General features: G+C 38.1%; 29 protein-coding genes. 14 read left to right on the forward strand and 15 right to left on the reverse strand.

Features of this window, described 5'->3' with window-relative positions; genetic code table 11:
* Nucleotides 1-10 precede the first annotated feature (10 nt).
* Nucleotides 11-574 carry a DUF5366 family protein gene (locus FH508_RS18925; protein ID WP_173479756.1) on the reverse strand — a complete coding sequence of 188 codons (564 nt, stop codon included), beginning with the start codon at nucleotides 572-574 and terminating at the stop codon, nucleotides 11-13.
* Between the two features lie 154 nt (nucleotides 575-728).
* Between FH508_RS18925 and FH508_RS18930 the strand changes: the two genes are divergently transcribed.
* The 7 genes from FH508_RS18930 to mnhG are packed head-to-tail and all read left to right on the forward strand — an operon-like array spanning nucleotide 729 to nucleotide 6,490.
* Complete coding sequence (locus FH508_RS18930) at nucleotides 729-3,146, forward strand: Na+/H+ antiporter subunit A (protein WP_173479757.1); 2,418 nt, start codon at nucleotides 729-731, stop codon at nucleotides 3,144-3,146.
* Complete coding sequence (locus FH508_RS18935; protein WP_173479758.1) at nucleotides 3,133-3,555, forward strand: Na(+)/H(+) antiporter subunit B; 423 nt, start codon at nucleotides 3,133-3,135, stop codon at nucleotides 3,553-3,555. Before FH508_RS18930 ends, FH508_RS18935 begins: the two co-directional genes overlap by 14 nt.
* Nucleotides 3,555-3,896 (forward strand): Na(+)/H(+) antiporter subunit C, encoded by a 342-nt coding sequence (locus tag FH508_RS18940; RefSeq protein WP_173479759.1) that lies wholly within the window; start codon nucleotides 3,555-3,557, stop codon nucleotides 3,894-3,896. The genes FH508_RS18935 and FH508_RS18940 overlap by 1 nt, the downstream gene beginning before the upstream one ends.
* Nucleotides 3,889-5,376 carry a Na+/H+ antiporter subunit D gene (locus tag FH508_RS18945; RefSeq protein ID WP_173479760.1) on the forward strand — a complete coding sequence of 496 codons (1,488 nt, stop codon included), beginning with the start codon at nucleotides 3,889-3,891 and terminating at the stop codon, nucleotides 5,374-5,376. Before FH508_RS18940 ends, FH508_RS18945 begins: the two co-directional genes overlap by 8 nt.
* Nucleotides 5,377-5,380: 4 nt before the next feature.
* Nucleotides 5,381-5,860 (forward strand): Na+/H+ antiporter subunit E, encoded by a 480-nt coding sequence (locus FH508_RS18950; protein WP_139860689.1) that lies wholly within the window; start codon nucleotides 5,381-5,383, stop codon nucleotides 5,858-5,860.
* Complete coding sequence (locus tag FH508_RS18955; protein ID WP_139860686.1) at nucleotides 5,857-6,138, forward strand: Na(+)/H(+) antiporter subunit F1; 282 nt, start codon at nucleotides 5,857-5,859, stop codon at nucleotides 6,136-6,138. The genes FH508_RS18950 and FH508_RS18955 overlap by 4 nt, the downstream gene beginning before the upstream one ends.
* The gene (mnhG, locus tag FH508_RS18960) at nucleotides 6,122-6,490 is read left to right on the forward strand and encodes a monovalent cation/H(+) antiporter subunit G (RefSeq protein WP_139860683.1); all 369 of its coding nucleotides are present in this window, start codon (nucleotides 6,122-6,124) and stop codon (nucleotides 6,488-6,490) included. The genes FH508_RS18955 and mnhG overlap by 17 nt, the downstream gene beginning before the upstream one ends.
* A 162-nt stretch (nucleotides 6,491-6,652) precedes the next feature.
* Here the strand turns inward: mnhG and cysC are convergent, their stop codons facing one another.
* The 4 genes from cysC to FH508_RS18980 are packed head-to-tail and all read right to left on the reverse strand — an operon-like array spanning nucleotide 6,653 to nucleotide 10,203.
* Nucleotides 6,653-7,246, reverse strand: a complete 594-nt coding sequence (gene cysC / locus FH508_RS18965) for an adenylyl-sulfate kinase (protein ID WP_139860680.1) — start codon at nucleotides 7,244-7,246, stop codon at nucleotides 6,653-6,655.
* Nucleotides 7,243-8,382 (reverse strand): sulfate adenylyltransferase, encoded by a 1,140-nt coding sequence (sat, locus tag FH508_RS18970; RefSeq protein WP_173479761.1) that lies wholly within the window; start codon nucleotides 8,380-8,382, stop codon nucleotides 7,243-7,245. The genes cysC and sat overlap by 4 nt, the downstream gene beginning before the upstream one ends.
* 41 nt (nucleotides 8,383-8,423) lie before the next feature.
* Entirely contained in the window at nucleotides 8,424-9,485 is a 1,062-nt protein-coding gene (locus FH508_RS18975; protein ID WP_173479795.1) for a sulfate permease, read from the reverse strand.
* Nucleotides 9,486-9,501: 16 nt separating this feature from the next.
* A complete protein-coding gene (locus FH508_RS18980; protein ID WP_173479762.1) occupies nucleotides 9,502-10,203 on the reverse strand; it encodes a phosphoadenylyl-sulfate reductase in 702 nt (233 codons plus the stop codon).
* Between the two features lie 518 nt (nucleotides 10,204-10,721).
* Here FH508_RS18980 and FH508_RS18985 point away from each other — a divergent pair.
* From FH508_RS18985 to FH508_RS19000, 4 genes are read left to right on the forward strand one after another with little or no spacing between them, the layout of a single operon-like run.
* Nucleotides 10,722-11,774: a sulfate ABC transporter substrate-binding protein gene (locus FH508_RS18985; RefSeq protein ID WP_173479763.1), complete on the forward strand. Its 1,053-nt coding sequence runs from the start codon at nucleotides 10,722-10,724 to the stop codon at nucleotides 11,772-11,774.
* An 11-nt stretch (nucleotides 11,775-11,785) separates the two neighbouring features.
* Complete coding sequence (gene cysT / locus FH508_RS18990; protein ID WP_139860254.1) at nucleotides 11,786-12,619, forward strand: sulfate ABC transporter permease subunit CysT; 834 nt, start codon at nucleotides 11,786-11,788, stop codon at nucleotides 12,617-12,619.
* 12 nt (nucleotides 12,620-12,631) lie between these two features.
* On the forward strand, nucleotides 12,632-13,507 hold the full coding sequence (cysW, locus tag FH508_RS18995) for a sulfate ABC transporter permease subunit CysW (protein ID WP_173479764.1): 876 nt from the start codon (nucleotides 12,632-12,634) through the stop codon (nucleotides 13,505-13,507).
* A gap of 15 nt (nucleotides 13,508-13,522) precedes the next feature.
* Entirely contained in the window at nucleotides 13,523-14,593 is a 1,071-nt protein-coding gene (locus tag FH508_RS19000; protein ID WP_139860253.1) for a sulfate/molybdate ABC transporter ATP-binding protein, read from the forward strand.
* A gap of 382 nt (nucleotides 14,594-14,975) precedes the next feature.
* Here FH508_RS19000 and cysI read toward each other — a convergent pair whose 3' ends face one another.
* The 7 genes from cysI to FH508_RS19035 all read right to left on the reverse strand — a co-directional run bounded on the left by cysI (nucleotide 14,976) and on the right by FH508_RS19035 (nucleotide 22,289).
* Nucleotides 14,976-16,694, reverse strand: a complete 1,719-nt coding sequence (gene cysI, locus FH508_RS19005; protein ID WP_173479765.1) for an assimilatory sulfite reductase (NADPH) hemoprotein subunit — start codon at nucleotides 16,692-16,694, stop codon at nucleotides 14,976-14,978.
* A 16-nt stretch (nucleotides 16,695-16,710) separates the two neighbouring features.
* Complete coding sequence (locus tag FH508_RS19010; RefSeq protein WP_173479766.1) at nucleotides 16,711-18,498, reverse strand: assimilatory sulfite reductase (NADPH) flavoprotein subunit; 1,788 nt, start codon at nucleotides 18,496-18,498, stop codon at nucleotides 16,711-16,713.
* A gap of 27 nt (nucleotides 18,499-18,525) precedes the next feature.
* Complete coding sequence (locus FH508_RS19015) at nucleotides 18,526-18,675, reverse strand: YezD family protein (protein WP_173479767.1); 150 nt, start codon at nucleotides 18,673-18,675, stop codon at nucleotides 18,526-18,528.
* Nucleotides 18,675-19,424, reverse strand: a complete 750-nt coding sequence (locus FH508_RS19020; protein WP_173479768.1) for a sirohydrochlorin chelatase — start codon at nucleotides 19,422-19,424, stop codon at nucleotides 18,675-18,677. Before FH508_RS19020 ends, FH508_RS19015 begins: the two co-directional genes overlap by 1 nt.
* A 12-nt stretch (nucleotides 19,425-19,436) precedes the next feature.
* Nucleotides 19,437-20,213, reverse strand: coding sequence for a uroporphyrinogen-III C-methyltransferase (cobA, locus tag FH508_RS19025; RefSeq protein ID WP_173479769.1), 777 nt, complete (start codon nucleotides 20,211-20,213; stop codon nucleotides 19,437-19,439).
* Nucleotides 20,214-20,505: 292 nt separating this feature from the next.
* Entirely contained in the window at nucleotides 20,506-20,715 is a 210-nt protein-coding gene (locus FH508_RS19030; protein WP_173479770.1) for a uroporphyrin-III methyltransferase, read from the reverse strand.
* A 65-nt stretch (nucleotides 20,716-20,780) separates the two neighbouring features.
* Nucleotides 20,781-22,289: a leucyl aminopeptidase gene (locus FH508_RS19035; RefSeq protein WP_173479771.1), complete on the reverse strand. Its 1,509-nt coding sequence runs from the start codon at nucleotides 22,287-22,289 to the stop codon at nucleotides 20,781-20,783.
* A 124-nt stretch (nucleotides 22,290-22,413) separates the two neighbouring features.
* On the opposite strand from FH508_RS19035, the gene FH508_RS19040 reads away from it, so the two are divergent.
* Nucleotides 22,414-22,896, forward strand: a complete 483-nt coding sequence (locus FH508_RS19040; RefSeq protein ID WP_173479772.1) for a divergent PAP2 family protein — start codon at nucleotides 22,414-22,416, stop codon at nucleotides 22,894-22,896.
* Between the two features lie 63 nt (nucleotides 22,897-22,959).
* Here FH508_RS19040 and FH508_RS19045 read toward each other — a convergent pair whose 3' ends face one another.
* From FH508_RS19045 to FH508_RS19055, 3 genes are all read right to left on the reverse strand, one after another.
* Nucleotides 22,960-23,289, reverse strand: a complete 330-nt coding sequence (locus FH508_RS19045; RefSeq protein ID WP_173479773.1) for a YuiB family protein — start codon at nucleotides 23,287-23,289, stop codon at nucleotides 22,960-22,962.
* A gap of 138 nt (nucleotides 23,290-23,427) precedes the next feature.
* Nucleotides 23,428-23,925, reverse strand: a complete 498-nt coding sequence (locus tag FH508_RS19050; protein ID WP_173479774.1) for an NUDIX hydrolase — start codon at nucleotides 23,923-23,925, stop codon at nucleotides 23,428-23,430.
* A 509-nt stretch (nucleotides 23,926-24,434) separates the two neighbouring features.
* Nucleotides 24,435-24,887: a MarR family winged helix-turn-helix transcriptional regulator gene (locus FH508_RS19055; RefSeq protein WP_370635741.1), complete on the reverse strand. Its 453-nt coding sequence runs from the start codon at nucleotides 24,885-24,887 to the stop codon at nucleotides 24,435-24,437.
* A gap of 134 nt (nucleotides 24,888-25,021) precedes the next feature.
* Here FH508_RS19055 and FH508_RS19060 point away from each other — a divergent pair, with 134 nt between their 5' ends.
* Entirely contained in the window at nucleotides 25,022-25,513 is a 492-nt protein-coding gene (locus FH508_RS19060) for a CarD family transcriptional regulator (RefSeq protein WP_173479776.1), read from the forward strand.
* 327 nt (nucleotides 25,514-25,840) lie between these two features.
* Nucleotides 25,841-26,335, forward strand: coding sequence for a GNAT family N-acetyltransferase (locus FH508_RS19065; RefSeq protein ID WP_173479777.1), 495 nt, complete (start codon nucleotides 25,841-25,843; stop codon nucleotides 26,333-26,335).
* The last annotated feature ends 137 nt before the right edge of the window (nucleotides 26,336-26,472 follow it).

Genomic DNA, 26,472 nt, shown 5'->3' on the forward strand with positions numbered 1-26,472 from the left:
GCCTGTCACTCTATTTTGCAAAAGGAAGGCTTGCCAGTACACCGTTATACAATTTTAAAATGACATAAACTAATAACGAAAATAATATTGTCCACATGAAAAGCTCAAATATTAGTAATCCAATCGTTCCTCCCATGGACATAAAAAGGCTCATTTTATAGATAAGATAAATGAAATAAACAAAAATCGTTAATACGAATATACCTGCTAATGCATAAATCGATTGAATAGCAAAGACAGAACACATAGCTCCAATAAATAAAATGACATAGCCTCCACGTGCTTGGCTTACCGCTGCCCCTTCATTATCTTTTGAAAAAAATAACATTCCTAGTTCATGAATTGTTTCTCCAACTAATTTAAGCGCTGAAATTGCCATAAAAAAAATAACTGCAAATACAACAAGCAATAATACACGTAATTCAAAATCCGATAAAAATTCACGCATTCCTGAATAAACACCGATTGCTTGGAAGATTTGTAATGCTTCGCCTACTGCATACATACCGAACGTTAAACTAAACAATAAAATTGTAATTAATGGTAAATAACCATATATGTAAGGGTTCCTCATAAAAAATTTTTTCCTCTGTTTTTTTTTGATAACTTCCTATTTATAATATAGCTAAAATTCCCCTGCTATCCAAGCTAAATCCTGTTAGGCCATATGCATTCCCTACGAAAGTACGTTATAATTATTACACTTACCTGCATAAAGGAGGATTTTTTTGTTACAAGTACTCTATATTTTCATCCCGATGCTTGCTGCAATATTTGTGCCTTTTATATATAAAAGCATTAAAAATATTCACACAGGCTGGTTTGTTCTTGCAGTGCCTGCGACACTCGCCGTTATTTACGCAACTTATATAGCGAGAGTTGCCCAAGGAGAAGTGTTTTATGATGGGATACCTTGGATTCCATCGCTCGATATTTCGATCGTATCGTATTTAGATGGACTTAGTTTACTGTTTTCGTTACTCATTACAGGAATTGGCTCACTCGTTGTGCTTTACTCCATTTTCTACTTAGATAAACATAAAGAAAAACTACATAATTTTTATGTTTACTTATTATTATTTATGACTGCAATGCTCGGGGTTGTACAATCTGACCATTTAATTTCATTGTACTTCTTCTGGGAGTTAACGTCGATTTCATCATTCCTACTTATTGGATATTGGTACACACGTGATGCTTCTCGCTTTGGTGCACTAAAATCCATGATGATTACAGTCTTTGGCGGCTTAATGATGTTAGGAGGATTTATCCTTCTTTATTTAATGGGTGGAACATATTCAATTCGTGAACTCATTGCAATGGCACCAAACCTAGTGCAACATCCATTGTTCACATGGGCACTTGTTTTATTACTCCTAGGCGCATTTACAAAATCTGCACAATTCCCATTCTACATTTGGTTACCAGATGCCATGGAAGCACCGACACCTGTCAGCGCATACTTACACTCTGCAACAATGGTAAAAGCAGGCATTTACTTAGTTGCTCGCTTTACACCAATTTTTGCAGCTTCTGAGCTATGGGTTTGGCTTGTTACAGGAATAGGTTTGTTAACACTATTCTGGGGTTCGTTCTTTGCAGTAAAACAAACCGATTTAAAAGGAATTTTAGCATTTTCTACTGTCAGTCAGCTTGGATTAATTATGTCGTTACTCGGCGCTGGGGCAGTTGCATTTCATGTAAACGGTGCAGCTGATTCAGTGTTTAAATATGCGGCCTTTGCAGCCATTTTCCACCTAATCAACCATGCCACATTTAAAGGTAGCTTATTCATGATTGCGGGGATTATTGATCATGAAACAGGTACTCGTGATATTCGTAAGCTTGGAGGATTAATGAGCATTATGCCGCTTAGCTTTACAGTGGCGGCTATTGGCAGCTTCTCAATGGCAGGTTTACCACCATTTAATGGTTTTCTAAGTAAGGAAATGTTTTTAACAGCTATGTTAGCACTTCAAAATTTTGAATTTTTTGGTTTTGATACATGGGGTGTTCTCTTCCCTATCGTTGCTTGGATAGCGAGTATTTTTACGTTTATTTATAGTTTCTACTTTGTATTTAGAACATTTACAGGAAAATATAAACCAGAGCTTTACACGAATAAACCACATGAGGCGCCAATTGGTATGCTAATATCACCGATGATTTTAGCATCATTAGTAGTCATTATTTTCTTCATCCCTAATATTATTGGGGATACGTTTGTCAAACCAGCAGTACAAGCTATTCAGCCTTTTTTATATGATCTTCCTGAAGATATCAATATTCACGTGGCTGCCTGGCATGGGGGTCTAACACCAGAATTAATCATGACTATCGGTATTGTCATTATAGGTGTCCTTTTATTTGTTGGCTTACCTAAATGGCAAGGCATTTATAATCTATTCCCACGTGCTCTTACGCTCAATAATGCCTATGACAAAGCAATGTACGGTTTAGATGTCGGATTAAATCGTGTATCCCGTCTTTATATGACTGGTTCAATGCGCCACTACTTATTGTATATGTTTAGTGCTATTGCCGTTATTTCCATTGGGACATTATTTGCCAAGGATGCCTTTTCATTATCATTTGAAGGTGCGGCACCAATTCGATCTTACCAATTAATTTTAATTGTCGTGTTAATTATCGGCACAGCGATAACTATTTTTGCGAAGTCACGTCTTACAGCAATTATTGGACTTGGCTCTGTCGGTTACACTGTTGCATTATTCTTCGTTATGTTCAATGCACCTGATTTAGCATTAACACAGCTAGTAATTGAAACTATTTCTGTTGCATTATTTTTATTGGCGTTTTATCATCTTCCGAAACTCGGAAAACGTGAGGAACGCATGCGCTTTCAGTTAAATCGTGCAGTTATCTCCATCGCAGTTGGTGTGATGGTGACGCTTATAGCTTTATCGGCACATTCTCAAAAGCTTGTGCCGACTATCTCAAAATATTACGAAGAAACCGTCTATTCTTTAGCGGGTGGCGGCAATATCGTCAATGTTATTTTAGTAGACTACCGTGGCTTTGATACATTATTTGAAATTACCGTGTTAGGTATTGCTGGAATGGCAATTTTAGCAATGATTAAGCTGCGTATGAATAGAAAGGAGAAATCGCATGAAAACAAATGATGTGATAATACAATTTACAGCTAAAATTGTATTCTTCATTATTTTCTTCTTCTCCATTCATATTTTTTTAGCTGGTCATTATACACCAGGTGGAGGCTTTGTTGGTGGACTTTTAACATCCAGTGCCATCGTGCTTTTAGTACTTGCCTTTGATTTAAACACTGTACGCAATGTTTTACCGATTAACTATACGTATTTAACTGCAACGGGCTTATTATTGGCACTTGCAACAGCGGCATTCCCTATGTTTTTAGGGAAACCATTTTTCACACATTTCTTTGATTATTTCGATTTACCGCTTCTAGGTAAGCAATCCTTACACACTGCCATGCTTTTTGACAGCGGTGTTTACTTGGTTGTTGTTGGCGTTACGATGACCATTATTCAAACGATTGGAGAGGATGAATAATGGAAATAATTATGGCGTTTGTCATTGGCTTTTTGTTTATGGCAGCTGTTTATTTAATATTATCGAAAAGCTTATTACGCATTATTATTGGTACTGGACTTTTAAGTCACGGTGCACATTTACTCATTTTAACAATGGGTGGACTGACAGGGGAAGCTCCTCCTGTATTAAAAGATGGGGCCAAAACATTTGCGGACCCTTTACCACAAGCTTTAATTTTAACCGCGATTGTTATTAGTTTTGGGGTAACGGCTTTCTTCCTAGTACTTGCCTATCGCTCGTATCAGGAGCTAGAAACTGATGATATTAGTTTAATGAGAGGAAGTGATGAGGATGAATAACTTCCTTTTACTACCAATCATCATTCCGTTCTTCTTCGGTATGATTTTAATGTTTGGGCAGAAAAATTTAAAATATCAGCGCTCGTTTGCTTTACTGGGAATCCTACTCGCTTTCATATCAGCCATTTCCCTATTGATGAAAGTAAAACATGATGGTCTGCAAAAGGTGACATTCGGGAATTGGCCAGTACCTTATGGTATAACAATGGTTTCTGATATGATGTCAGCACTATTAGTAACAACGACATTGCTCATTGCATTCTTCGTTGTGTGGTATGGCTTTGGTTCTATCACAAAAGAGCGAGAACGCTTTTTCTATTACCCTGGTATTATGTTTATTTTAACAGGTGTGAATGGCGCATTTACGACAGGGGATATTTTTAACTTATTCGTATTCTTTGAAGTACTGTTAATGGCGTCGTATTTATTAATTGTACTAGGTGGAGAAAAAGGACAACTGAAAGGCTCCATTAAATATATTTTAATCAATGTCATTTCTTCTGCATTGTTTGTTATTACGGTAGCTTTTCTTTACTCCGTTGTAGGCACATTGAATATGGCAGACATTGCAGTGAAAATTAGCGACATTAATCAGCCAGGTATCATAACCGTTATTGCTGTGTTATTTTTAATGGTATTTGGTTTAAAAGCGGCGATTTTCCCGCTTTACTTCTGGCTTCCAACTTCATATGCAGCTGCACCAATTCCTGTGTTAACACTATTTGGGGCACTTTTAACAAAAGTTGGCGTTTATGCGATTACTCGCACATATACATTATTTTTCGTCCATGATTTATCGTATACACATCATTTGTTAATGATATTAGCGATTGGAACGATTATTGCAGGCTGTATCGGGGCACTTGCCTATTTCGATGTCAAACTTATTATTATCTACAACATTGTAATTGCAGTCGGTGTCATTTTATTTGGTGTATCTCAAATGAATGAAGTAGCGTTAAAGGGTGCGATGTTTTACTTAATCCATGACATGCTAATTAAAGCTGCTCTCTTTATGTTGATTGGTATTGTCATTTACATTACAGGCACATCAGATTTACGTAAGATGGGCGGTCTTATGAAAAAGTACCCTGTGCTAGGCTGGTTTTATTTAATAGCTGCCTTCGGTTTAGCTGGCATTCCCCCACTTAGTGGTTTTGTGGGCAAGCTGTTAATCGTTCAAGGGGGCTTTGAGGCTGGAAGCATGTGGAGTAGTATTTTTATTTTAGCCTCCTCTTTACTTGTGTTACTTTCTGTTATTCGTATTTTCCTTTATGCCTTCTGGGGTGAGGAAAAAGAAACAACAGGTACTGTCGATAAAAAAGTATATACTACCCTTTTTGTGCCAACTGTCGTATTAGTGCTTATTACAGTAGCATACGGTGTCGGTTCAGAGTGGATTACACCATTTATGGATGATGCTGCAAAACTATTAAATGACCCATCTATTTATATAGATGCTGTAATGAAGGAGGATTAGAGCTATGGCATTTCAAATTATTTTAAACTTTGCTCTTGCCTTCGTTTGGATGTTTCTTTCATCGAACTATACAGCAACAGGCTTTATAGTAGGCTTCATTCTCGGTATTATTTTGCTCGTGATTATGAGGAGATTCTTTTTTAAAAGGCTCTATGTTTTCCGTATATGGGCAATCATTAAACTTACGATCCTGTTCTTTAAGGAGTTAATATTAGCAAATATTCAAGTACTAAAAGTTGTGCTAAAACCTAAGCTAGATATGCAACCTGCCTTCTTTGCTTATCCAACTGTCTTAAAAGAAGATTGGGAAATTACATTATTATCGAGTCTCATTACATTAACACCAGGAACCGTCGTCGTACATGTATCGGATGATGCCAAAACATTGTTTGTCCATGCTATTGATATTAGTGATGTGGACGATGCCATTGCATCCATCCGAGACTCTTTTGAAAAAGCCATTTTGGAGGTGAGTAAATCATGATGACGTTTATTATTGCAGCGATCGTAGTGATTTGCTTATCAATGATAGCTGTGATTTTCCGTATGGTGAAAGGACCATCTGCGTCCGATCGCGTCGTAGCACTTGATTCCTTAGGGGTATCACTCATTTCATTAATCGCGTTATTTTCGATTTTAGTGGAAACGAGCTTCTTTTTAGAAATTGTATTATTGTTAGCGATTTTATCGTTCATCGGTACAGTTGCTTTCTCTAAATTCATAGAGAAAGGAGACATCATTAAACGTGACAATTCTCGCTAATACTTTAGTTATTCTGTTCATTTCTATCGGAGTACTATTTATCGTCGTAACAGCTATAGGGCTCATTCGATTACCAGATTTGTATACACGGGCACATGCCGCTTCTAAAAGTGCAACACTCGGTGTTATGTGTGTATTGATTGGTGTATTCTTTCACTTTTGGCTTATCGAGGATCATTTTAACCCTCGTATTTTACTCGGTATATTGTTTCTCTTTATTACAGGCCCTGTCGGTGGACATATTATGACCCGTTCCTCCTATATAGCAGGGGTGAAACCTTGGAAAGGAACAGTTCGTGACGAGCTAGGTCCTGAGATTGATAAAATGAAAAAAGAACAAGGTATCAAATAAAAAGACTTAAACAAAAACAAAAAGTGTTAGATTGACTGCAATCAATCTAACACTTTTTCTATGTCGTTACTCTCCGCAGGTTTATCGGCGATTCACTGTCTTTTATCGGCGATTTCTCAAGTTTAATCGGCGATTCGCGGACTTTTATCGGCGATATACCATTTAAATATAGCCCTTCGCCGTTAAAAACGTCGTGAGCTGCTCGACACATTCCTCAATAGAATAGCGCTCAGTGTCCAAAATAAATTCGGGATGTTCTGGTTCTTCATATGGCGCACTAATACCTGTAAAATTAGCAATTTCTGCATTGCGAGCTTTTTTATAAAGACCTTTTGGATCGCGCTGCTCACACGTTTCTACAGAGCAGCTAACATACACCTCTAAAAATTCTCCCTCTTCCACAAGTTTTCGAACAACTTGGCGATCCTCTCTATAAGGTGAAATAAAGGCTGTAAGTACAATTTGACCACTTTCCACAAAAAGCTTGGCAACTTCCCCGATACGTCTAATATTCTCCTTACGGCTTACTTCATCAAAGCCTAAATCATTATTTAAACCATGTCGTACATTATCGCCATCAAGTACAAATGCCTGGTTCCCTCGTTCAAATAGTGCACGGGCAAGTGCATTTGCTACGGATGATTTCCCTGAAGCTGATAGCCCTGTAAACCATAAAATAAAGCTTTGATGTTTATTTTGAGTGCGGCGTTCTTCTTTTGTAATGGATGATTCATGCCAAACGATATTAGAGCTCATTTTAAAACCTCCTGACGCATTCCTTTAATCAGAACATCGACCACTTCTTTGCGGCTAAATGTACTTGGAGGTACTTCCCCGTTTCGCAGCATTTCGCGCACCTTCGTACCAGATAAAATAACATGGGATGCGCTATCATGCGGGCATGTTTTGGTTGTTGCCATCCCTTCACATGTAGTGCAATAGAAACTATGCTCAAACTTTAACGGTACTATACCAAGCTCATCTTCTGTAAATTGTTCAAAGATTTTTTGTGCATCATATGTGCCATAATAATCGCCTACACCAGCATGATCACGTCCTACAATAAAATGGGTGCAGCCGTAATTTTTTCGCACAAGTGCATGGAAAATAGCTTCCTTTGGTCCTGCATAACGCATAGCTGCTGGAAAGACACCTAATTGCACACGATTTTGAGGATAGTAATTTTTTAATAGCACCTCATAGCTCTCCATACGTATCGTAGCTGATACATCATCCGACTTCGTTTCACCAACTAATGGATTTAAAAATAAGCCATCAATTGTTTCTAATGCCGCCTTTTGAATATACTCATGTGCACGATGGACTGGATTACGTGTTTGGAAGCCCACAATAGTTTGCCAACCCTTCTCCTTAAATAGCTGACGTGTTTCCTTTGGATCAAATGAATACGTAGGGAATTTTTGCTCAAGGCGCTTAATTAATGTAATTTTACCGCCTACATATATGGCCTGCCGCTCATGGAGCTTTTTCACGCCAGGATGTGCTAAATCCTGTGTACCGTAAACGAGTAATGCCTCTTTTTGTTTATCTGGCTCATATATATCAGTAATATCAATAATTCCATAAACAACGTTGCCATATACTAATTTCGCTTCATCTCCTGGCTGTAATGTTGCAGCCAACTCTTTGTCAACAGGAAGTGTAATAGGAATACTCCACACAATGCCAGAGGCCAACCTTGTATGTTCAACGACAGATTCGTAATCATTTTTAGTGAAAAAGCCATCGATTGGGCTATATCCACCAATTGCAATTAACTCTAAATCGCTTAATGCGATTGCATCCAATTCGATCTCCTTTGTAATATGTACTATCGATTTTTGTGGATGATAGGCTTGCACTAAAGCTCCGCCATGTGGTTGTAACGTCATTTTCATTCCCCCTAAATTGATTTAAATAGTATGTTTTATAGTTAAATACCTTCACCTGCATCGTATATTGACCGTTCTTCTTCACGCATTGTTCGCATTAAACTAATTGCACCCAGCGTTCCGATTATGACGCTTCCCATTATGACGATGGCATATAAATCTTTCTCCATAAATAACTGAACTAGACTATAAGAAATGGCTAATGAAAAAATAGGTGAAACAATCCAAATACACATAATTTTTTTTACGATGTGCTTATGAAAAATTTGTTTGCCGCTTTTCGCCATCCCTATGCCAATGATAGAGGATGACGTTACTTGTGTTAGTGGTACAGGCAACCCAAACAATGAACTGATACCGACAAGCAATGCACCTGTACTTGAAATTAAAATGCCCTCAGCTTTCTCAAAGCGAACAATCTTTTTCCCATTTGTTTCGAGTACGCGTCTTCCTAATAGCATTGCCCCTAGTGCAACAAATGCACCACCAAGCCATATGCCATTTGTGACAGTTATCATCCCAGCACCTACGAGTGGGCCAACAGCATTGGCGACATTATTCATACCTGCTGAAAAGGCTTCAAAAAATCCTGCAAGTACAAGGAGCACTGTTAACAACGGATGGTTTGCCAAAAAGCTCTTTCCTCGATATCTATAAAGTAACTTGCCAACTACGAGTGCAATAACAAATGCAATCAGAGGAACGATGACCCAAAAGGCCATAATAACAAGTAATGATTTGACATATAGCACACGATAAGCAATTCCTACACCAACGACTGCCCCTACAGTAACTTCACTTGTTGATAATGGAATACCTAGTAAATTGGCAAGGAACAATGAGCTTGTGGCAGAAATTAATATAATCACAACGATTTTTACAGTTATATACTCTTGTGGCATAATCCCTGAGCTTATCGTTTTTACAACTTCCCCACCACCTAAAATGGCGCCTGCAAAAACCCCTACTGCACAAATTAGTAATGCGTGCCAAGCTTTTTTAATAGCCCCCGCTCCGTAGGCTACACCCATTGAAGCGGCAGCTCCACTTGCACCAATATTCATTGCAAAAAATAAACTAATGGCTATCGCAATATATTCCAGCATCATTTAACCGCCCCTATTCATGTAACCCACATTCAGTTTTAGCAGATCCTTGCCATCTGCCTGCACGTAGGTCATCCATTGTAAATGCTGGTTGTGTGCAGTGTTCACAGCCAATGCTCGGATAGCCTTGATCATGTAGCGGATTATAAGTTAAATCATGCTTTGATACATAACGCCATACATCTTTCCACGACCAGTGAATGAGCGGACAAATTTTAATCGACTTAAATTTATCATCACGATTAATAAAATTCGTCTGTTGTCGTGTCGGTGATTGTTCCCTGCGCAAACCTGAAATCCAAGCAGTAGCTCCTGATAAAGCCTCATGCAACGGCTTAATTTTTCGAATATCACAGCACTTATTAGGGTTGGACTTCCATAATTCATCTCCATATTGAGCCTTTTGCTCATCAAGCGTAAGCTTAGGTTTCTGCAAGATGATATTAAGCTGTGGATATTTTTTCTTAACTCTTTCAATCGTGTCATATGTTTCCTTAAAATGGACATCTGTGTCTAAAAAAACAATAGTAGCATTAGGTTTAACCTTTGAGATCAGATCGATTAAGACGATTCCCTCTATACCAAAGCTACAAGCATACACGATGTCATCCCCATATTGTGCATAGCTCCATTGTAAAACCTCTAGTGCACCTTTAAAGGTTTCATCCACTCCAAAGTTAGTCGTTGGCTCCTGCCAAGTTGCATACGTTAACATGTAATCCCCCTCGAAACATTTTCGGATATAGAAAAAGGCGTTTTAACAACAGACACAATTATGGTAGTGTGTCTTCGTTAAAACGCCTCTAGTTTGACTAGCCAGCTTTTATGGATGATTGTAAACTAGTAATCTTGTACCTCATTTATCAATCAATTTCTTATTACCAAATATATACTAAATTACACCTAGTAGTCAACTAGGTTTTCTAAAAATCTGAACTTTTTTCTGCAATATCGTCTTCTCTCCCATTTAGTGGCACCTTCAAATAATATTATTCACGTCATTCGCCCTTTGCTACTCAGCAATTGCATGACACATACTTGTCTGTCTAAAAAGAGAATTTTTTTTAATTCCTTGTTGACTAATAGGAAATATATGTTTAATGTGGTAATAAGCTAATTAAAACAAAAAAATGCTGATCAGAGGATCTGAAGGCCATCTACTCAAAATGTGTTTGTACACGTTTTTGACAGATGGCCTTTTATGTTCTTTTGATGAAAAAGGGGAGATTTTGGATGAAAAAAAGAAAGCATATTTTCCAATCGTTCGTACTGTTATCTGGCTTAACTTTACTGTTAACAGGATGTAATAGCGCGTCCACAGAAAACGATACTAGTACGGAAGACATAAAAAAGCCAGTTGAGCTACTAAATGTTTCTTATGATCCAACACGTGAGCTTTATGACGAATTTAATAAAGACTTTATTGCCAAGTGGAAAAATGAAACAGGTCAAGATGTGAAGATTCATCAATCGCATGGTGGTTCTGGTAAACAAGGACGCGCAGTCATTGATGGTCAAGAAGCTGATGTTGTAACACTTGCACTTGCCTACGATATTGATGAAATTGCACAAGCTCGCGATTTACTAAACAAAGACTGGCAAACAGAATTTGAAAATAATTCTACACCATACACTTCCACAATTGTTTTTTTAGTTCGAAAGGGCAATCCAAAAGCTATACAAGATTGGCGTGATTTAACAAAAGACGACGTATCAGTCATCACACCAAATCCTAAAACTTCAGGCGGTGCACGTTGGAATTACTTAGCCGCATGGGGGTATGCTGCGAAGTTGTATAACAATGACGAGAAGCAAATAAAGGAGTTCATGAAGGCATTGTATAGCAATGTGGAAGTACTTGACTCTGGTGCTCGAGGCGCAACGACTACGTTTGTTGAAAGGAAAATAGGTGATGTATTAATTGCTTGGGAAAATGAAGCCTATTTATCTCTCAATGAATTAGGGGAGGACGAATTTGAAATCGTTACACCTTCATTGAGTATTTTAGCAGAGCCCCCTGTCGCAATTGTTGACAAAATTGTAGATAAAAAAGGAACACGCAAAGTGGCAGAAGCATACTTACAACATTTATATAGCGATATTGGGCAAGAAATTGCTGCAAAAAACTATTACCGACCACGCAATGAAGAAATTTTAGCAAAATATCAAAATCAATTTCCTCAGCTTGAACTCATATCAATTGAAGATTTTGGCGGTTGGACAGAAGCACAGTCGAAGCATTTTAAAGACGGCGGCACGTTCGATGAAATTTACGTCCCACAATAAGGAGGCATATGATGAGTAGCCTAACAGTAAAAAAGAAGCCTGCACGTGTTATTCCTGGCTTCCATCTTTCTCTTGGTTATACAATGCTATACGTTAGTTTGCTTGTGCTCTTGCCTTTAGCAATGATTTTTATTCAAACGATGTCCTTGAGCTGGGCTGAGTTTGTGACCATTATAACCGATCCTCGTGCCGTTGCTTCCTATAAGCTTAGCTTTGGCACAGCGTTAGCCGCTGGGTTACTTAATGTCGTCTTTGGTACCATTATCGCTTGGGTACTTGTGCGCTACGATTTTCCGTTCAAGCGCATCATTGACGGTCTCGTAGATTTACCATTTGCTTTACCTACAGCTGTAGCAGGAATTGCGTTAACATCTCTTTATGCCCCGAATGGCTGGATCGGGCAATTTTTCGATTTTAAAATTGCCTTTACACCACTTGGTATTATCATTGCGCTAACCTTTATTGGACTTCCATTTGTAGTGCGCACTGTGCAACCTGTTTTACAAAATATAAGTACTGAAGTCGAAGAAGCCTCGGCAAGTCTTGGAGCAACCCGTCTCCAAACCGTCACGAAAATTATTTTCCCTGAACTGGCACCTGCTATTTTAACAGGCTTTTCGTTAGCCTTTGCACGTGCCTTAGGGGAATATGGATCAGTTGTCTTTATTGCGGGAAATATGCCGATGAAGACGGAAATTACACCGTTAATTATTATGACTAAGCTTGAACAATATGACTATGCAGGCGCTACATCTATCGCGGCTGTCATGCTTATTACATCCTTTGTCTTATTATTCACCATAAATTTGATACAGTGGCTGGCAAACCGTCGCTTTGTACATTAGGAGGAGGTATTTATGGATCAATCAACGGTAATCGAACCATTTGCTCGTAAATCACATATTGCCACGGCAAAGCCAGCTGCCCTTCAGGAGCCTCGCATTGTTCGTTATGTATTAACTTTTATTGCGCTTGCTTTTTTAGCATGTTTTATCGTTCTTCCCCTCGTTTCCATTTTTATAACAGCTTTTCAAAAAGGAGCAGATGTTTATTTTGCAGCCATTACCCATCCAGATGCATTAGCTGCTATAAAGTTAACTTTAACTGTAGTAGCAATCGCAGTTCCTTTAAATGCAATGTTCGGTATAATGGCCGCTTGGGTACTAACGAAATTTAACTATAAGGGAAAAAATCTATTACTTACGGTCATTGACTTACCTTTTGCTGTGTCACCAGTTATCGCAGGTTTAGTGTTTATATTGCTATTCGGTGCACAAGGTCTTTTTGGGAACTGGCTATTTGCCAATGATATTAAAATCGTATTTGCCTTACCAGGCATTGTACTTGCTACTATTTTTGTTACTTTGCCCTTCGTAGCAAGAGAGCTTGTGCCATTAATGCAGGCACAAGGAACATCCGAGGAAGAGGCTTCTATTTCTCTCGGTGCGAATGGCTTTAAAACGTTTTGGTATGTTACATTACCCAACATTAAATGGGGGTTATTATATGGCTTAATATTGTGTAATGCCCGTGCTATTGGTGAATTCGGTGCTGTTTCTGTTGTATCAGGTCATATTCGGGGCATGACGAATACGATGCCACTTCATATCGAAATTTTATACAATGAATATCAATTTTCAGCAGCCTTTGCTGTTGCATCATTAATGAGTGTGCTAGCCATCATCACGCTTATTATAAAAGATATTGTTGCGTGGAAATCAAAATCAATTTAAAGGAGGTTTACTTGCTTGAGTATACAAATTCAAAATGTATCAAAGAAATTTGGTTCTTTTCAAGCACTACAAGATGTATCCATCGATATCCAATCTGGTGAATTGGTAGCACTGCTAGGTCCTTCTGGTTCTGGTAAAACGTCATTACTGCGTGTAATAGCAGGACTTGAAGCTTCGGATGTCGGCGAAATTTTATTTGACGGTCAAACGATTACTAATCATCATCCAAAGGAACGCAACGTTGGCTTTGTATTTCAGCACTATGCGCTTTTTCGCCATATGACCGTTTTTGATAATGTCGCTTATGGGCTAAAAGTAAGACCAAGGAAATCTAGACCAAGCAAAGCAGAAATAAACGATAAAGTAATGACATTACTGCGACTTGTTAAACTTGAAAATTTCTCAGATCGTTATCCAACACAGCTATCTGGCGGGCAACGTCAACGTGTTGCACTCGCTCGAGCACTCGCTGTCGAACCTAAAGTACTTTTATTAGATGAACCATTCGGTGCACTTGATGCGAAAGTACGTAAGGAATTAAGACGCTGGTTGCGGAAGCTGCATGATGATTTTCATATAACGAGCATTTTTGTAACGCATGACCAAGAGGAAGCACTCGATGTGGCTGATCGTATTGTCGTCATGAACAACGGTAAAATTGAGCAAATTGGCAGTCCAGATGAAGTGTATACCAACCCTAAAAGTCCATTCGTCTATGATTTCTTAGGTAATGTCAACCTCTTCAAAGGGCGTTTACATAACGGAAAGCTGACACATGGAGAATTTGCCATAGATGTGCCAGACACACACGCACATTCGCAGGACGATGCTGTAGGCTATGTTCGACCACATGATATCCAAATCGAAAAAATAGCGGTGCCAGGCACTGTCCCTGCTCAAATAAGCCATATTCATTTGCTCGGCCCAATCGTACAAATTGAACTGCGTCGTCTTGATATTGATGAATTTTTAGAGGCAGAGCTGACAAAAGATCAATTTACCAATCTCTTGCTAAAAGTAGGCGACAATGTATTTGTAAGACCAAAGCAATTAAAGGTATTTATTCCAGAGGATTTTTCTATTTAAAAAGGTTGGGTTAAAATTTTGTGCACGCGGGAAGAAGGTGTTCGTAAATTTTTCCTCTTAGCAGAGGTAGGGTGCCAGGCACATATCTATTTCCTTGCTAGCAATGTAATTTTATAACTTTCCAAGTAAAAATCCACGAAGACTCCTGCGGGAACAGCACAAGTTGTAAGACGCAACAAACCGCGCGACAGCGAGGGTTGCGGCTTACACTGTGCCCGCGGAAAGCGCAGTGGATTTTTACGATTTAGGAAGTCATTCTTATGATAGGTATCTATACTACCTTCCCGCGGAAAGAATCCGTCGTAGTAGACATTAATGGCCTAGCAAAAAAGTGTTAGATTGATGGCAGTCAATCTAACACTTTTTCTACTTTGCATATATTTTAGTTATGAAATTTACGACCATCAAAGACAGCTGTTACATAGCCTGCACGAATAACAAAGTCGCCAAAATGTTCACCATCTAAACGGTCCTTTGCATAATGCAAAAGAATTGGACGTAATTCTGCTAAAATTTCTTCTTCCCCAATATTTTCTCGATATATTTTATTCAACCGATTACCTGTAAAGCTTGCGCCAAGATACATATTGTACTTGCCTGGTCCTTTGCCGATAAAGCCTATTTCACCCATTGCTGCACGTGAACAGCCATTTGGACAACCAGACATACGAATAACAATTTCGGTATCATGTAAACCAGCTTCATCAATAATCGTATCAATCTTCGTAATGAGTGAAGGCAAATAACGCTCTGCCTCTGCCATTGCTAAGCCACACGTAGGTAACGATACACAAGCAATTGAATTGCGGCGTAGTGCAGAGTAATGCGCGCCATCTGTTAGCTTATATTGCTCAATAAGGTCAGCAATTTTTTTCTTCTGCTGTTGCGATACATTACTAATCATTAAATTTTGATTTGGTGTTAATCGAAAATCTCCAGTATGCACTTTGGCGATTTCTCGCAGCCCTGTTAGCAGTTCGTAATCCTCAAAATCTTTAATACGCCCATTTTGAATAAATAATGTGTAATGCCACTTACCTTCAGCACCTTTGACCCAACCAAATTCATCTCCAGTGCGTTCAAAAGTAAATGGACGCTCCTCCTGTAGTTCCCAACCTAAACGACGATGTAATTCTGCTTTAAACCAGTCGAGTCCACGCGCATCAATGGTATATTTAAAACGTGCATTTTTTCGAACTGAACGATTACCATAATCTCGCTGAATCGTAATAATTTTCTCTGCCGTTTCAAGCAATTTGTCAGGTGTAATAAAGCCAATACTTCGAGCAAGCTGTGGATATGTTTCATGGTCACCGTGTGTCATCCCCATGCCACCACCAACAGCTACGTTAAAGCCGACTAGCTGTTCTTCTTCAATGATTGCGATTAAACCGATATCCTGTGAGTAAACATCCACATCATTGCTTGGTGGAATTGCCATGCCAATTTTAAATTTACGTGGTAAATATTGTGCACCGTAAATAGGCTCGATTTCTTCTTCTTGGCTATCTACTACTTTTTCGCCATCAAGCCATAGCTCGTGATAGGCACGTGTTCTTGGCAATAAATGTTCACTTAACTTTGCTGACCAATTGTAAATTTCCTCATGTAATGCCGATTGGTTTGGATTGACATTACACATTACATTTCGATTCACATCTCCACAGGCAGCAAGTGAATCTAACAATACCTCATTGATTTCTTGCATATATTTTTTGACATTCCATTTCAATATGCCGTGTACTTGAAATGCCTGACGTGTCGTTAATTTTAATGATCCATTGCCATATTTTCTAGCCATCTCATCCATTACAAGCCACTGTGCAGGTGTTGCAGCACCACCAGGTGTTCGTACTCGCACCATAAACTGATAGGCTGGCTCTAACTTTTGACGCTGCCGCTCATTTCGCAAATCTCGGTCATCCTGTAAGTAGCTTCCGTGGAATTTCATTAATCGATTGTCATCCTCGGGAATTCCTGAGCTTAATGGATCTTTCATTGTCCGTTCAAGTGACCCACGTAAGTAGTTACTATCACTTTTAATGCGTTCTACATCACTAGGTGTTCCAGGTTGTGGCGGTAAAATAATTTTTTCAGTCATTTTTTTCGCTCCTTTACTAATAAACGTCACGTTGGTAGCGCTTGTGCTGTTTCAATTCATTAATATACGCTTTCGCTTCTTCAGGCGTTTTGTTCCCTTGTTGCTCAATTATGCGACGGATTGTTTGATCGACATCCGCTGCCATCGATTTTTCATCGCCACATACATAAATAACAGCCCCTTGCTCCAGCCATTCGTAAAAGGCTTGTGCCTTCTCCTCGATTTTATGTTGAACATATATTTTTTTATCTGTATCACGAGAAAAGGCGATATCCATTTGAGCTAATATTCCTGACGCAAGCCAACGCTGCCAATCTGTTTGATAAAGGAAATCCGTTACAAAATGCTGATCACCAAAAATTAACCAAGTATTGCCCGCTATCCCTAATTCCTCTCGCTCCTCTAAAAATGCACGATATGGTGCAATTCCTGTGCCAGCACCAATCATAATAATTGGTGTATCAGCTTGTTCTGGCAATCTAAAGTTTGGATTTTTATGAACATAAATTGGCAATGTATCACCAATATTAACGCGCCCTGCAACACTACCTGAGCACACCCCGAAACGTACGCGGCCATTCGTTTCATAGCTTACTTTTCCAATTGTTAAATGGACCTCATCACTATTTGCCAATTGGCTACTCGCAATGGAATAAAGTCTAGCTGGTATTTTACGTAGCAGGTTAACAAACTGTTGTGCATCCCAAGTAAATGGAGCAAAATCTTCAGCGATATCTACTAAATCTCTTCCTCTGGCATAGTCCTTCCAAGCTGTAGCACTTTCAATTAGCTTGGCAAATTCCTCATGCACCGTATAGGCACTGATTTTTTGTAGAAGTGGCTTCGATAACACCGTAATTTCTAACTTTTTCTGTAGCGCATCTTTTAATTGCATTACTTCATCAAACACAGTTACTTGTGCCTGTGGGTTAAACTGTAATGCTGTTATTAATGCGTTCACTAATGATTCATCATTTTCTGGAAGAATACCGATGCTATCTCCAGGCTCAAAATGAAAATTTGCTCCTTCAATCGCTAACTCAATATGACGCGTTTCCTTATTTGAGCCTCGGCCATTTAAATTGATGTTTTCCAATACTTCAGCATAATACGGATTTTTACGGGAATATGTAGCGTCACCTTCTACTATTTGCTTTTGATCGGTTTTTGTTGCCGTATTTGTGTGTTGTAATAATGCCTGTTGAACAGCCGTAAACCAATTGGCAGCTGCTTCGTCGTAATCGATATCACAGTCTGTTCGTGGCACGATACGTGTTGCGCCTAGCTTTTCAAATTGCTCGTCAAAATCCTGACCTGTTTTACAGAAAAATTCATAGGAGCTATCGCCTAATGCCAGTACGGAAAAATGCAAATGCTCTAATTTAGGTGCACGCTTACTGTGTAAAAATTCATAGAATTGGATTGCTTGATCAGGTGGTTCCCCTTCCCCATGTGTACTTACTACGAGCAATAAATTCGTTATTTTCTTTAAATTATTTGGCTTAAACTTCGCTAAAGAAGTGACTGTCACCTCAACATTATTAGCTTTTAATGCAGCTGCATATTTTTCAGCTAAGCCTTGGCTATTTCCAGTTTGTGAACCATATAACAATGTTACTGTTTTTGTTGTTGGGGCAACTGACAATTTTGCTTCTTCTACTACATTAGTATCGATGGTTGCTAGTGGGGCACTTAAGTAACCATTTAACCAAATTTTTTGTTCTCCTGTTAAATTAGGTAATAGCTCATTTAATAGCTTCACCTGCTCCTCATTAAAAGGACTGTTTATTACTTGCAGTTTCAAACTATGCCACCTCACGTATAATTAAAATTATCTAAGACGAATTTTTTCTTTCTTTTCAATTTGTACAACGTAAAAATTTTGTACAATTAATGTAATCGAACCATGGTTAACTGTATTTAAAATTTGTCGGACATTATCTAATGCTAGATTGACATTTTCTTTTCTCTTATCTACCATTACGAAAAACACCCTTCCTCCAAATAATTTAGTTGCACTAATTGAACAATACGTTCTACTAATACTTTCCTTACATTGTCGTCATAGCCTAAGCTATTACATAAAATCAGGTTGTTTTCCTCATACCCATGCAATTGCTTGGCAATACTTTGACGTAAAATGCCAGTAAACAATAAATACGGCACGATAAATACACGTCGATTATATTGTTGACTTTGCCTTAACCAGTCTTCTAAACTAGGACCCGCTCCGTATAAAAAGCACGTATCAACGGCTACATAACTATATTTATCACGAAGTCTTAACGCAATTTTTGCTAAATCCTCCCTAACTGCTGGATCACTACTACCACGACCGATGAGTAAGACACTTGCCTTGTTAGCATCCAGCTCAGTTTCTAAAATTCGCATTTGTAATGTGTCAATTAATAGCTCATGTACGCCAAGTGGCTCTCCATATGTAAAGCATACTGTTGGATATCGTTTTTTTGCCTTTTCCATCTCCTGAGGGATATCGTGCTTCGCATGCTGAGCAGCTAACAAAAGAATAGGCATAATTGCTATAGCTGTAGCCCCTTGGCGTACGCAGTTTTCTATACCTTGTGCAATCGTCGGCTGGGCTAGCTCTAAAAAACAAATTTCCTGAATCGGTAAATCCACGTCTTGTTGCACACGTTGTAAAAATGCAACTGCTTGCTCCACACCAGCTTTTACACGACTACCATGTGCCACATATAAAATAGCCTGCATTAAAACACTTCCCTATACTGAAATTTCTTTTAAAGGCATTTCAGGACAAGTTTCCTCAAACCATTGGATTTTTTCCCGTAATGTCACCACTTCACCAATTACTATCATGCTTGGGTTTTGAATATTTTCTTGCTGTGCCACGTCCACGATATTCGCTAATGTACCGACGACAGTTTTTTGTTGCTGACACGTTCCCCAATGAATAAGTGCGACAGGCGTTTGCTCATCACGACCGTATTTTATTAACTGCTGTTGGATATAAGGTAAATTTCCAACCCCCATGTAAATCGCAAGTGTATCTATGCCTTTCGCAAGACTTTCCCACTGTATAACATCATCTTTTCCCTCTCGCATATGTCCTGTGACCATTGCAAAGCTAGAACTTAAATCCCGATGTGTAACAGGAATGCCCGCATAAGCTGGTGCAGCTATACCAGAAGTAATCCCAGGTACGATTTCAAATGGTATACGATGTTGTGCAAGCACTTCTGCTTCCTCAGCACCTCTACCAAAAACGAATGGGTCACCCCCTTTTAACCTTGTGACAATAAAGCCTTGCTGTGCGTAGCTTACAAGAGAATGATTAATATGGTCCTGAATCATGGCATGTCGATTCGGTAACTTACCGCAAAATATTAACTTGGCACCTTTTTTCGCATACGCTAATAAATCCTTATTAATCAGTCTGTCGTATAAAATGACATCAGCCTGTTCAATGCAGCGCAATCCTCGCACCGTAATTAAATCAATATCTCCTGGACCTGCTCCAACAATGTACACCTTCCCCAAGTCATGTCACTCCTTTCTATAGATAAAAAAAAGAGACTCATACTATCCATAGGCAAAGAATTGCCTGTGAATAATAAGAGCCTCTAGTTTACTAGTCAGCTTCCATTTTTAATTCTTAGTAATATAATAAGAATAATAAATAATTTAGTATATTCTGTCAACCGTTGTTTTATTCATTTTAAAAAGTTTTAACACTGGAGCTAATCCATTCTTGTAAAAACAAAAAAATGCTAGGAGTATTTGCTCCTAGCATTTTTTTCTTTATAAGTAAGCTACCTGACATCCGTTTAATTCACCAAGGTCTACGATTCCACGGATATGGTCGACCTGGTCGATAAGGTGGATATGGTCGATAGTTTGGATAATATGGATAGTATGGATATCGGTTAAATTGTGACCCTAGAAAGCCTCCTAATAAGCCGCCAACAAATGGTACACCTATTGGCCAAAAGAAGCCACCGCCACCAAAGCCGCCTCCTGGATAACCTCCGAAATTTCGCATAGGCTCCCTCCCTTCTTCTCTATCGTATGAAGGGAGATACATATCCCGCGAGTTCTTTGCCTACTCTATTTTTCTTCACCTAATCGTTGCACAAAGTTTGCTAATGTACGCACCATGACACCCGTACCACCTTTTGGTCCTAAATCATGAGCAGCTACTGCATCCGACGTGCCTGCAATATCTAAATGAATCCAAGGTAATTCACCAACAAATTCGCCTACAAAGCCACCACCAAAAATCATATGACCATCGCGACCAGGAGAGTTGTTCAAATCGGCAACATCTGATTTGCGAATTCGCTTTTTATCACTTTCTGTTAATGGCATACGCCATACAAACTCATCTGTCTCTTGTGCTGCTTCCATGAAATTAGCATAGAATGCATCATCATTTGAAAGTGCACCTGTTTTATCAAGGCCAAGTGCTGTAATAACACCACCCGTTAAAGTAGCAACATCAATAAGTGCTGTTGCACCTTGTTGTTTAGCATATGTAGTAGCATCTGCCAAAACTAAACGTCCTTCAGCATCCGTATTTAAAATTTCCACTGTTTTACCACTATATGTTGTAATAACATCATCTGGTTTAAAGGCTGTATCAGAAACCATATTATCAGTTGAACCAATAACTGCCACTACATTTTTATTAGGGCGTAGTTCACCAATAATTTTCATAGCACCGAGTACTGCTGCTGCACCACCCATATCGCCCTTCATACCAACCATAGAATCTTTAGGTTTTAAAGAATAACCACCCGTATCATACGTAACGCCTTTACCAACAAGACCAATTGGATCAGTGAAGTCTTCTGTTGCTTTATATTTTAACGTGATTAAACGTGGTTCCTCATATGAGCCTTGATTAACACTTAAAATACCACCCATACCCAGTTCTTCTAGTTGAGCTTTATCTAAAATTTCCACTTCAAAATTATATTCAATTGCAAGTGACTGCGCATAATTTGCTAAGTCTGTCGCAGTTAATAGATTTGGTGGTAAATTAATTAAACTACGAGCTTCATTAACCGCATCACCATAAATAATACCAACTTCAAAGCTTGCCACAACTTTATCTAAATCCTCAGCAGTTGTCACTAAATGTACAGCTTCAATACGTTTATCTACTTCATTTGAAGTTGTTTTATAATGTGGAATAGAATAATAGCCTAGCGTAGTTCCTTCACCTGCTATAAATGCAACATCATCTACAGTTATTGCTTCTGTAGTAAATGATTCAAGCCAAATTGAATAGTCCTTTACTTTTAAAGCTTTAAGCTCTTTGCCAACTAATCCAAAGGCAGCACGTAAGTCACCTTCTGTTAAGTTTTTACGCTCATCTAAGCCAACAAATAAAATACGTTTTAAATTGGCATGTTCCTTCACAAATGGCAATTTAGTAATAGATTTTAATTCTGTTGAGACATCACCTGCACTAAGCCAGTCATTTAGCGAATCTCCGTAAAATGCTGAAAAACTTGCCCAATCTTGCATTTGTTCACGATGTTTAGTAACCCCTACAACTAATAATTCTGTAGAAATCGATTCAAATGTTTTTGCTTCTTTAACAATATGCATAATTATTCCTCCATTCAATATTTCCATTATACCTAACTTTCAAAAAAGCGCGTAATATTTAGCTATTTCTTCTTTTAGAAAATAATGAATGTTATAATAAAGGCAATTATAAGTGAAGGTTGTGATGAATTTGGCGATACTTCAAAATACCCCTCTACTCGTCGCCCTCTTTTCTGTTCTCTTTGCACAGTTTGTTAAAATCCCCATCCATTTTTTAATGACTAAACAAATAAAATGGGGCCTATTTACATCCACTGGAGGAATGCCTAGCTCTCACTCAGCTTCTGTTACTGGTTTAACAACATCGATAGCTTATGAAACAGGTTTAGACTCACCTGTTTTCGCCATAGCCGCAATGTTTTCGTTCATTGTTATGTATGATGCAAGTGGTGTTCGTTTCCAAGCAGGACAGCATGCGGTTGTATTAAATCAACTCCGCAAAGATTTTCAAACATTGCTACGTGATATAAAAGATTGGCCACAGATGGATGGGCAGGAAAAAATGGAAGAGTTGAAAACTTTGCTTGGTCATAAGCGTAGTGAGGTGTTTTTTGGAGCATTAACAGGCATCTTTATCGCTATCATAACCTATCAATTCATTCTATAAAAAAAGAGTTGGTTCACATCCTCGAACCAGCTCTTTTTAGATATCCATTTTTTCTTTGTAAAGTTAAAACATGCGATATCCACTTTTTCGTAAATAAATCATAACAATTCCTGCTACAATTGCCCCTGCAAAGCCTCCAGATAAAATAGAAATATCTACTACATGCAGTGCTCGAAATTTATCAAGCAATGCGGGGAAAGCTGTGCCTGGTTTAAAAAAATAATCTAAAAAGCTAACTTTATCGATAATAAAGATTACTACAATTGGATATATAACTGCCATTAACCATGTCATTCGCAGCAACATATTCAATAAAAATCCAATACCAAAAAACATGACGAAAAATAACACAATTGAAATGATTAACTGCACAATTGAAACTGAACCACCCATGTATGTATAACCTCCGTTTTCCTCTCATTAGTTTACATGATTATGAGAGTGCTTTCAATGAACATATCCTTCATTTCGCATGTTCGTCATATTTTAGAAAAAAACCTACTTCTAGTAAAAGCAGCAGTGTTTCTTCCACTATTTTCTAAAGAACAAACGATAAGATGTGTAGCCAAATATTTCCCCGGGATCGATGCCTTCGATGGCATCTAATTGGTGTTGTTCAAATGGATTAGCCACCATTTCCTTTAACATAACAGATGTCATTTCATCCTGCGCAAGCTCACTAGGATACAGCCATTTAGCTTCTAATATTTCATCTTCTTGGATAAATAGCTGTTGTTGTTCGTCCTTCATCTTACAATAAAAGATGGCCATATTATCACTAATTTCACCACGAATAACACCTGTACGAAAACCTATTAAGCCCGAAACATAACAATCGATGCCAGTTTCCTCTTTTAGCTCTCGAACAACCGCTTCATCTACTGTTTCTCCTGCATTGACAAACCCCGCTGGTAATGACCATCGACCTTTTAAACCACTATAGGCCTTTTTAACGACGAGCCATTGTCCATGCTCATTAACTGTGCAACCCGCAACACCTAACCAAACTTTGCCACGATCTTTTTTCATTTCCATTCACCTCTATGTCCATATTATAGCTTTTTCATTTCTATTCTTAGAAGCAATAATTTTTAAAAAAGCAGATAAATAAATGGTAAAAATATAGCTGCACGGATTGAAAAAGGTAAAATCCTGTGTACCATACTTTAACGTTGATTTCCGCTACGCGCGGAATGCACGCGTCTTACTATGCGTGCGTTCCCGCAGGAGTCGCCGCCCTCCGCTCCAATCAACTGGTTAGGTAATGATAGTAGCTCCTTTCAATAACTTCTTTTTGGGGTTGATTTCTGCTACGGTCGGATGCTTTCCGTGAGCACAATGCAAGCCGCAACCCTCACTAACTCGCGGTTTGTTGCATCTTACTATGCGTGCGTTTCCACAGGAGTCGCCCCGTCCTCACCAATCGATTTTCTATGTATTGATAAAACAAAAGGAATCAAGAAATTTATTCTTGATTCCTTTTATCGACAATTTGAAGAATTAAGGAATTGTAGGTATCCATTGTTTATAACCCACTCTTACGCCTCTAACTGCTCAAAACTCCAATTAAGCTCTAATATATTTTTTAATATTGCGACTGATTCTTCTCCAATTGTGCGAACCAATTGCTGTTCAATTTCCGCTTTGTTACGTTCGTTTTGTTCATAGCAAACTTCACCGAAATTCGTCATTCGGATTACTTTGTGCTTCTTACTATGCTCAGCATTACTCACTTCTACCAAGCCTTTAGCTTCTAAACTTTTAATAAATTTGTGAGTTGCCTGGCGAGAAAAATCAACAACTTTCGTTACCTCTGAAATAGTAGGTTGTTTTTTATATATTTTACTTAAAATATGCCATTCTGAGTTAGATATATGGAGTGTATTATTTTTATTCCATTTCTCTTCAGCAAGTCGTCGAAGTATTTCATGACGTTCGCTCAACAAATCAATGACATCTCGATTTTGCAATTCGTCCTTCAACTCATTCACCTTCATTCCATAATTTCGTAATTACTATACAAAAAAACGAACCAGTCGTCAACTAAGTTGACAAAAGTTCTTTTATTGTTTACAATTAATTTAGTCAACTTAGTTGACAATAATGTTTGATGGAGGGATTATACATGTACAATGTTGGCGATGTAGTCATTTATTCATCACATGGACTTTGTTCAGTTGAAGATATTTGTGAACAAACCTTTAGCGACATTACTAAAACTTACTACGTATTACAACCACTAAACGATTCAAAATTAACAATCCGTACCCCTATCGATAATGCAAAAAAACAGCTGAGAGATATTATTGAAAAAGATGAAGCCATTAGAATTTTAAGTTCCTTTACGTCTCCTGGTGTTGAATGGATTGAACAAAACACACATCGTATGAGAAATCACGTAGAAATTATTAAAACAGGCGATCGACAAAAACAGGCGTACCTTTTAAATACATTGCTACGCAAAAAGTTTGAATATGAAGCGAACGAGAAAAAATTCCCACTTCAAGAAGAAAAGTTATTGCACTCTTTACAAGAAATTATATTTTCCGAATTTTCCATTGCACTCGATAAACCTTCAGAAGAAATTTATGAAGATGTATTAGCTAAACTTAGTTAAACATTCTTAAAGGTACATAAAGAAGCCCACAGGTAAGAAGATAATCGAGGCTTCTTTTTTTTCGTACTAAATGTAATGTACTGATCTCCTTATGCCTGTTTAAAACCTCTTTCTCTAAACCATTCACCATAAATCACAAATGCTTCTCTAACCTTTCTTACAGGGTAATGTGAATGTAGTATTACTTCCTTCTAAATACTTTTTATACACCTATTAAACACAGAACTTTTCACCCTACACATTTTTCCATATATATACTAAATTATCATTTAAAGTGTTAACATTAAGCTATCAACTTAAAAGTTAGAAGAAAGGTGGTTACAATTTATGATAGTAAGAAAAGCAATTTATAGTGATGCAGAAAAGATTGTAAATGTTATGGCAAATGCAGAAGAATCAGGTTTTATGTTATTTTCTCCTCAAGAAAGAGCAGTGAATCCTGAAAAGTTCGCTAAATATATCGATACAACTCATCGTAATCCGAAAGCAGGAGTATTTGTTGCATGTGTAGGTGAACAAATTGTAGGATATTTAATTGTCCAAAATGAAAAGCCCATACGTATAGCACATCGAGCAAATATAGTAATTGGCGTACATAGTGAAAGCCGTGGCCAAGGCGTAGGTAAAGCCCTTTTTACACATGTTATAGCATGGGCACAACAAGTGGAATTGCACCGATTAGATTTAACCGTTATTGCTTCAAATGATGTTGCTGTTCATTTATATAAAAAAATGGGATTTGAAATTGAAGGCGTTAAAAGACACTCTTTATGTATTGATGGTCAATTTGTAGATGAGTATTTTATGTCTCTATTACTATAAGTAGCCCCACTCACGATTTTTTAACGACAAATCGTTTATGCTAGGAGGTTAGTAGCAGATATCCTCAAAAAACCATACAAAAAAGCCTCCTCAATTTGTAATGCTTTGCAACATACAAATTAAAAAGGCTACGTATC

The sequence above is a fragment of the Lysinibacillus sp. CD3-6 genome (assembly GCF_006351725.2).
Lineage (GTDB): Bacteria > Bacillota > Bacilli > Bacillales_A > Planococcaceae > Lysinibacillus.

Excerpts from the sequence above, each read along its gene's own strand:
- FH508_RS18985 (WP_173479763.1), top strand. The coding sequence starts at position 10,722 with ATGAAAAAAAGAAAGCATATTTTCCAATCGTTCGTACTGTTATCTGGC.
- FH508_RS18935 (WP_173479758.1), top strand. The coding sequence starts at position 3,133 with ATGAAAACAAATGATGTGATAATACAATTTACAGCTAAAATTGTATTC.
- FH508_RS19015 (WP_173479767.1), bottom strand. The coding sequence starts at position 18,675 with ATGGTAGATAAGAGAAAAGAAAATGTCAATCTAGCATTAGATAATGTC.
- FH508_RS19050 (WP_173479774.1), bottom strand. The coding sequence starts at position 23,925 with ATGAAAAAAGATCGTGGCAAAGTTTGGTTAGGTGTTGCGGGTTGCACA.
- cysT (WP_139860254.1), top strand. The coding sequence starts at position 11,786 with ATGAGTAGCCTAACAGTAAAAAAGAAGCCTGCACGTGTTATTCCTGGC.
- cysI (WP_173479765.1), bottom strand. The coding sequence starts at position 16,694 with ATGACTGAAAAAATTATTTTACCGCCACAACCTGGAACACCTAGTGAT.
- FH508_RS19035 (WP_173479771.1), bottom strand. The coding sequence starts at position 22,289 with ATGCATATTGTTAAAGAAGCAAAAACATTTGAATCGATTTCTACAGAA.
- FH508_RS18950 (WP_139860689.1), top strand. The coding sequence starts at position 5,381 with ATGGCATTTCAAATTATTTTAAACTTTGCTCTTGCCTTCGTTTGGATG.
- FH508_RS19065 (WP_173479777.1), top strand. The coding sequence starts at position 25,841 with ATGATAGTAAGAAAAGCAATTTATAGTGATGCAGAAAAGATTGTAAAT.
- FH508_RS19040 (WP_173479772.1), top strand. The coding sequence starts at position 22,414 with ATGAATTTGGCGATACTTCAAAATACCCCTCTACTCGTCGCCCTCTTT.
- FH508_RS18980 (WP_173479762.1), bottom strand. The coding sequence starts at position 10,203 with ATGTTAACGTATGCAACTTGGCAGGAGCCAACGACTAACTTTGGAGTG.
- FH508_RS18925 (WP_173479756.1), bottom strand. The coding sequence starts at position 574 with ATGAGGAACCCTTACATATATGGTTATTTACCATTAATTACAATTTTA.
- FH508_RS18955 (WP_139860686.1), top strand. The coding sequence starts at position 5,857 with ATGATGACGTTTATTATTGCAGCGATCGTAGTGATTTGCTTATCAATG.
- cysW (WP_173479764.1), top strand. The coding sequence starts at position 12,632 with ATGGATCAATCAACGGTAATCGAACCATTTGCTCGTAAATCACATATT.
- cysC (WP_139860680.1), bottom strand. The coding sequence starts at position 7,246 with ATGAGCTCTAATATCGTTTGGCATGAATCATCCATTACAAAAGAAGAA.
- FH508_RS18945 (WP_173479760.1), top strand. The coding sequence starts at position 3,889 with ATGAATAACTTCCTTTTACTACCAATCATCATTCCGTTCTTCTTCGGT.
- FH508_RS18940 (WP_173479759.1), top strand. The coding sequence starts at position 3,555 with ATGGAAATAATTATGGCGTTTGTCATTGGCTTTTTGTTTATGGCAGCT.
- FH508_RS19060 (WP_173479776.1), top strand. The coding sequence starts at position 25,022 with ATGTACAATGTTGGCGATGTAGTCATTTATTCATCACATGGACTTTGT.
- FH508_RS19030 (WP_173479770.1), bottom strand. The coding sequence starts at position 20,715 with ATGCGAAATTTCGGAGGTTATCCAGGAGGCGGCTTTGGTGGCGGTGGC.
- FH508_RS19020 (WP_173479768.1), bottom strand. The coding sequence starts at position 19,424 with ATGCAGGCTATTTTATATGTGGCACATGGTAGTCGTGTAAAAGCTGGT.
- FH508_RS19045 (WP_173479773.1), bottom strand. The coding sequence starts at position 23,289 with ATGGGTGGTTCAGTTTCAATTGTGCAGTTAATCATTTCAATTGTGTTA.
- sat (WP_173479761.1), bottom strand. The coding sequence starts at position 8,382 with ATGACGTTACAACCACATGGCGGAGCTTTAGTGCAAGCCTATCATCCA.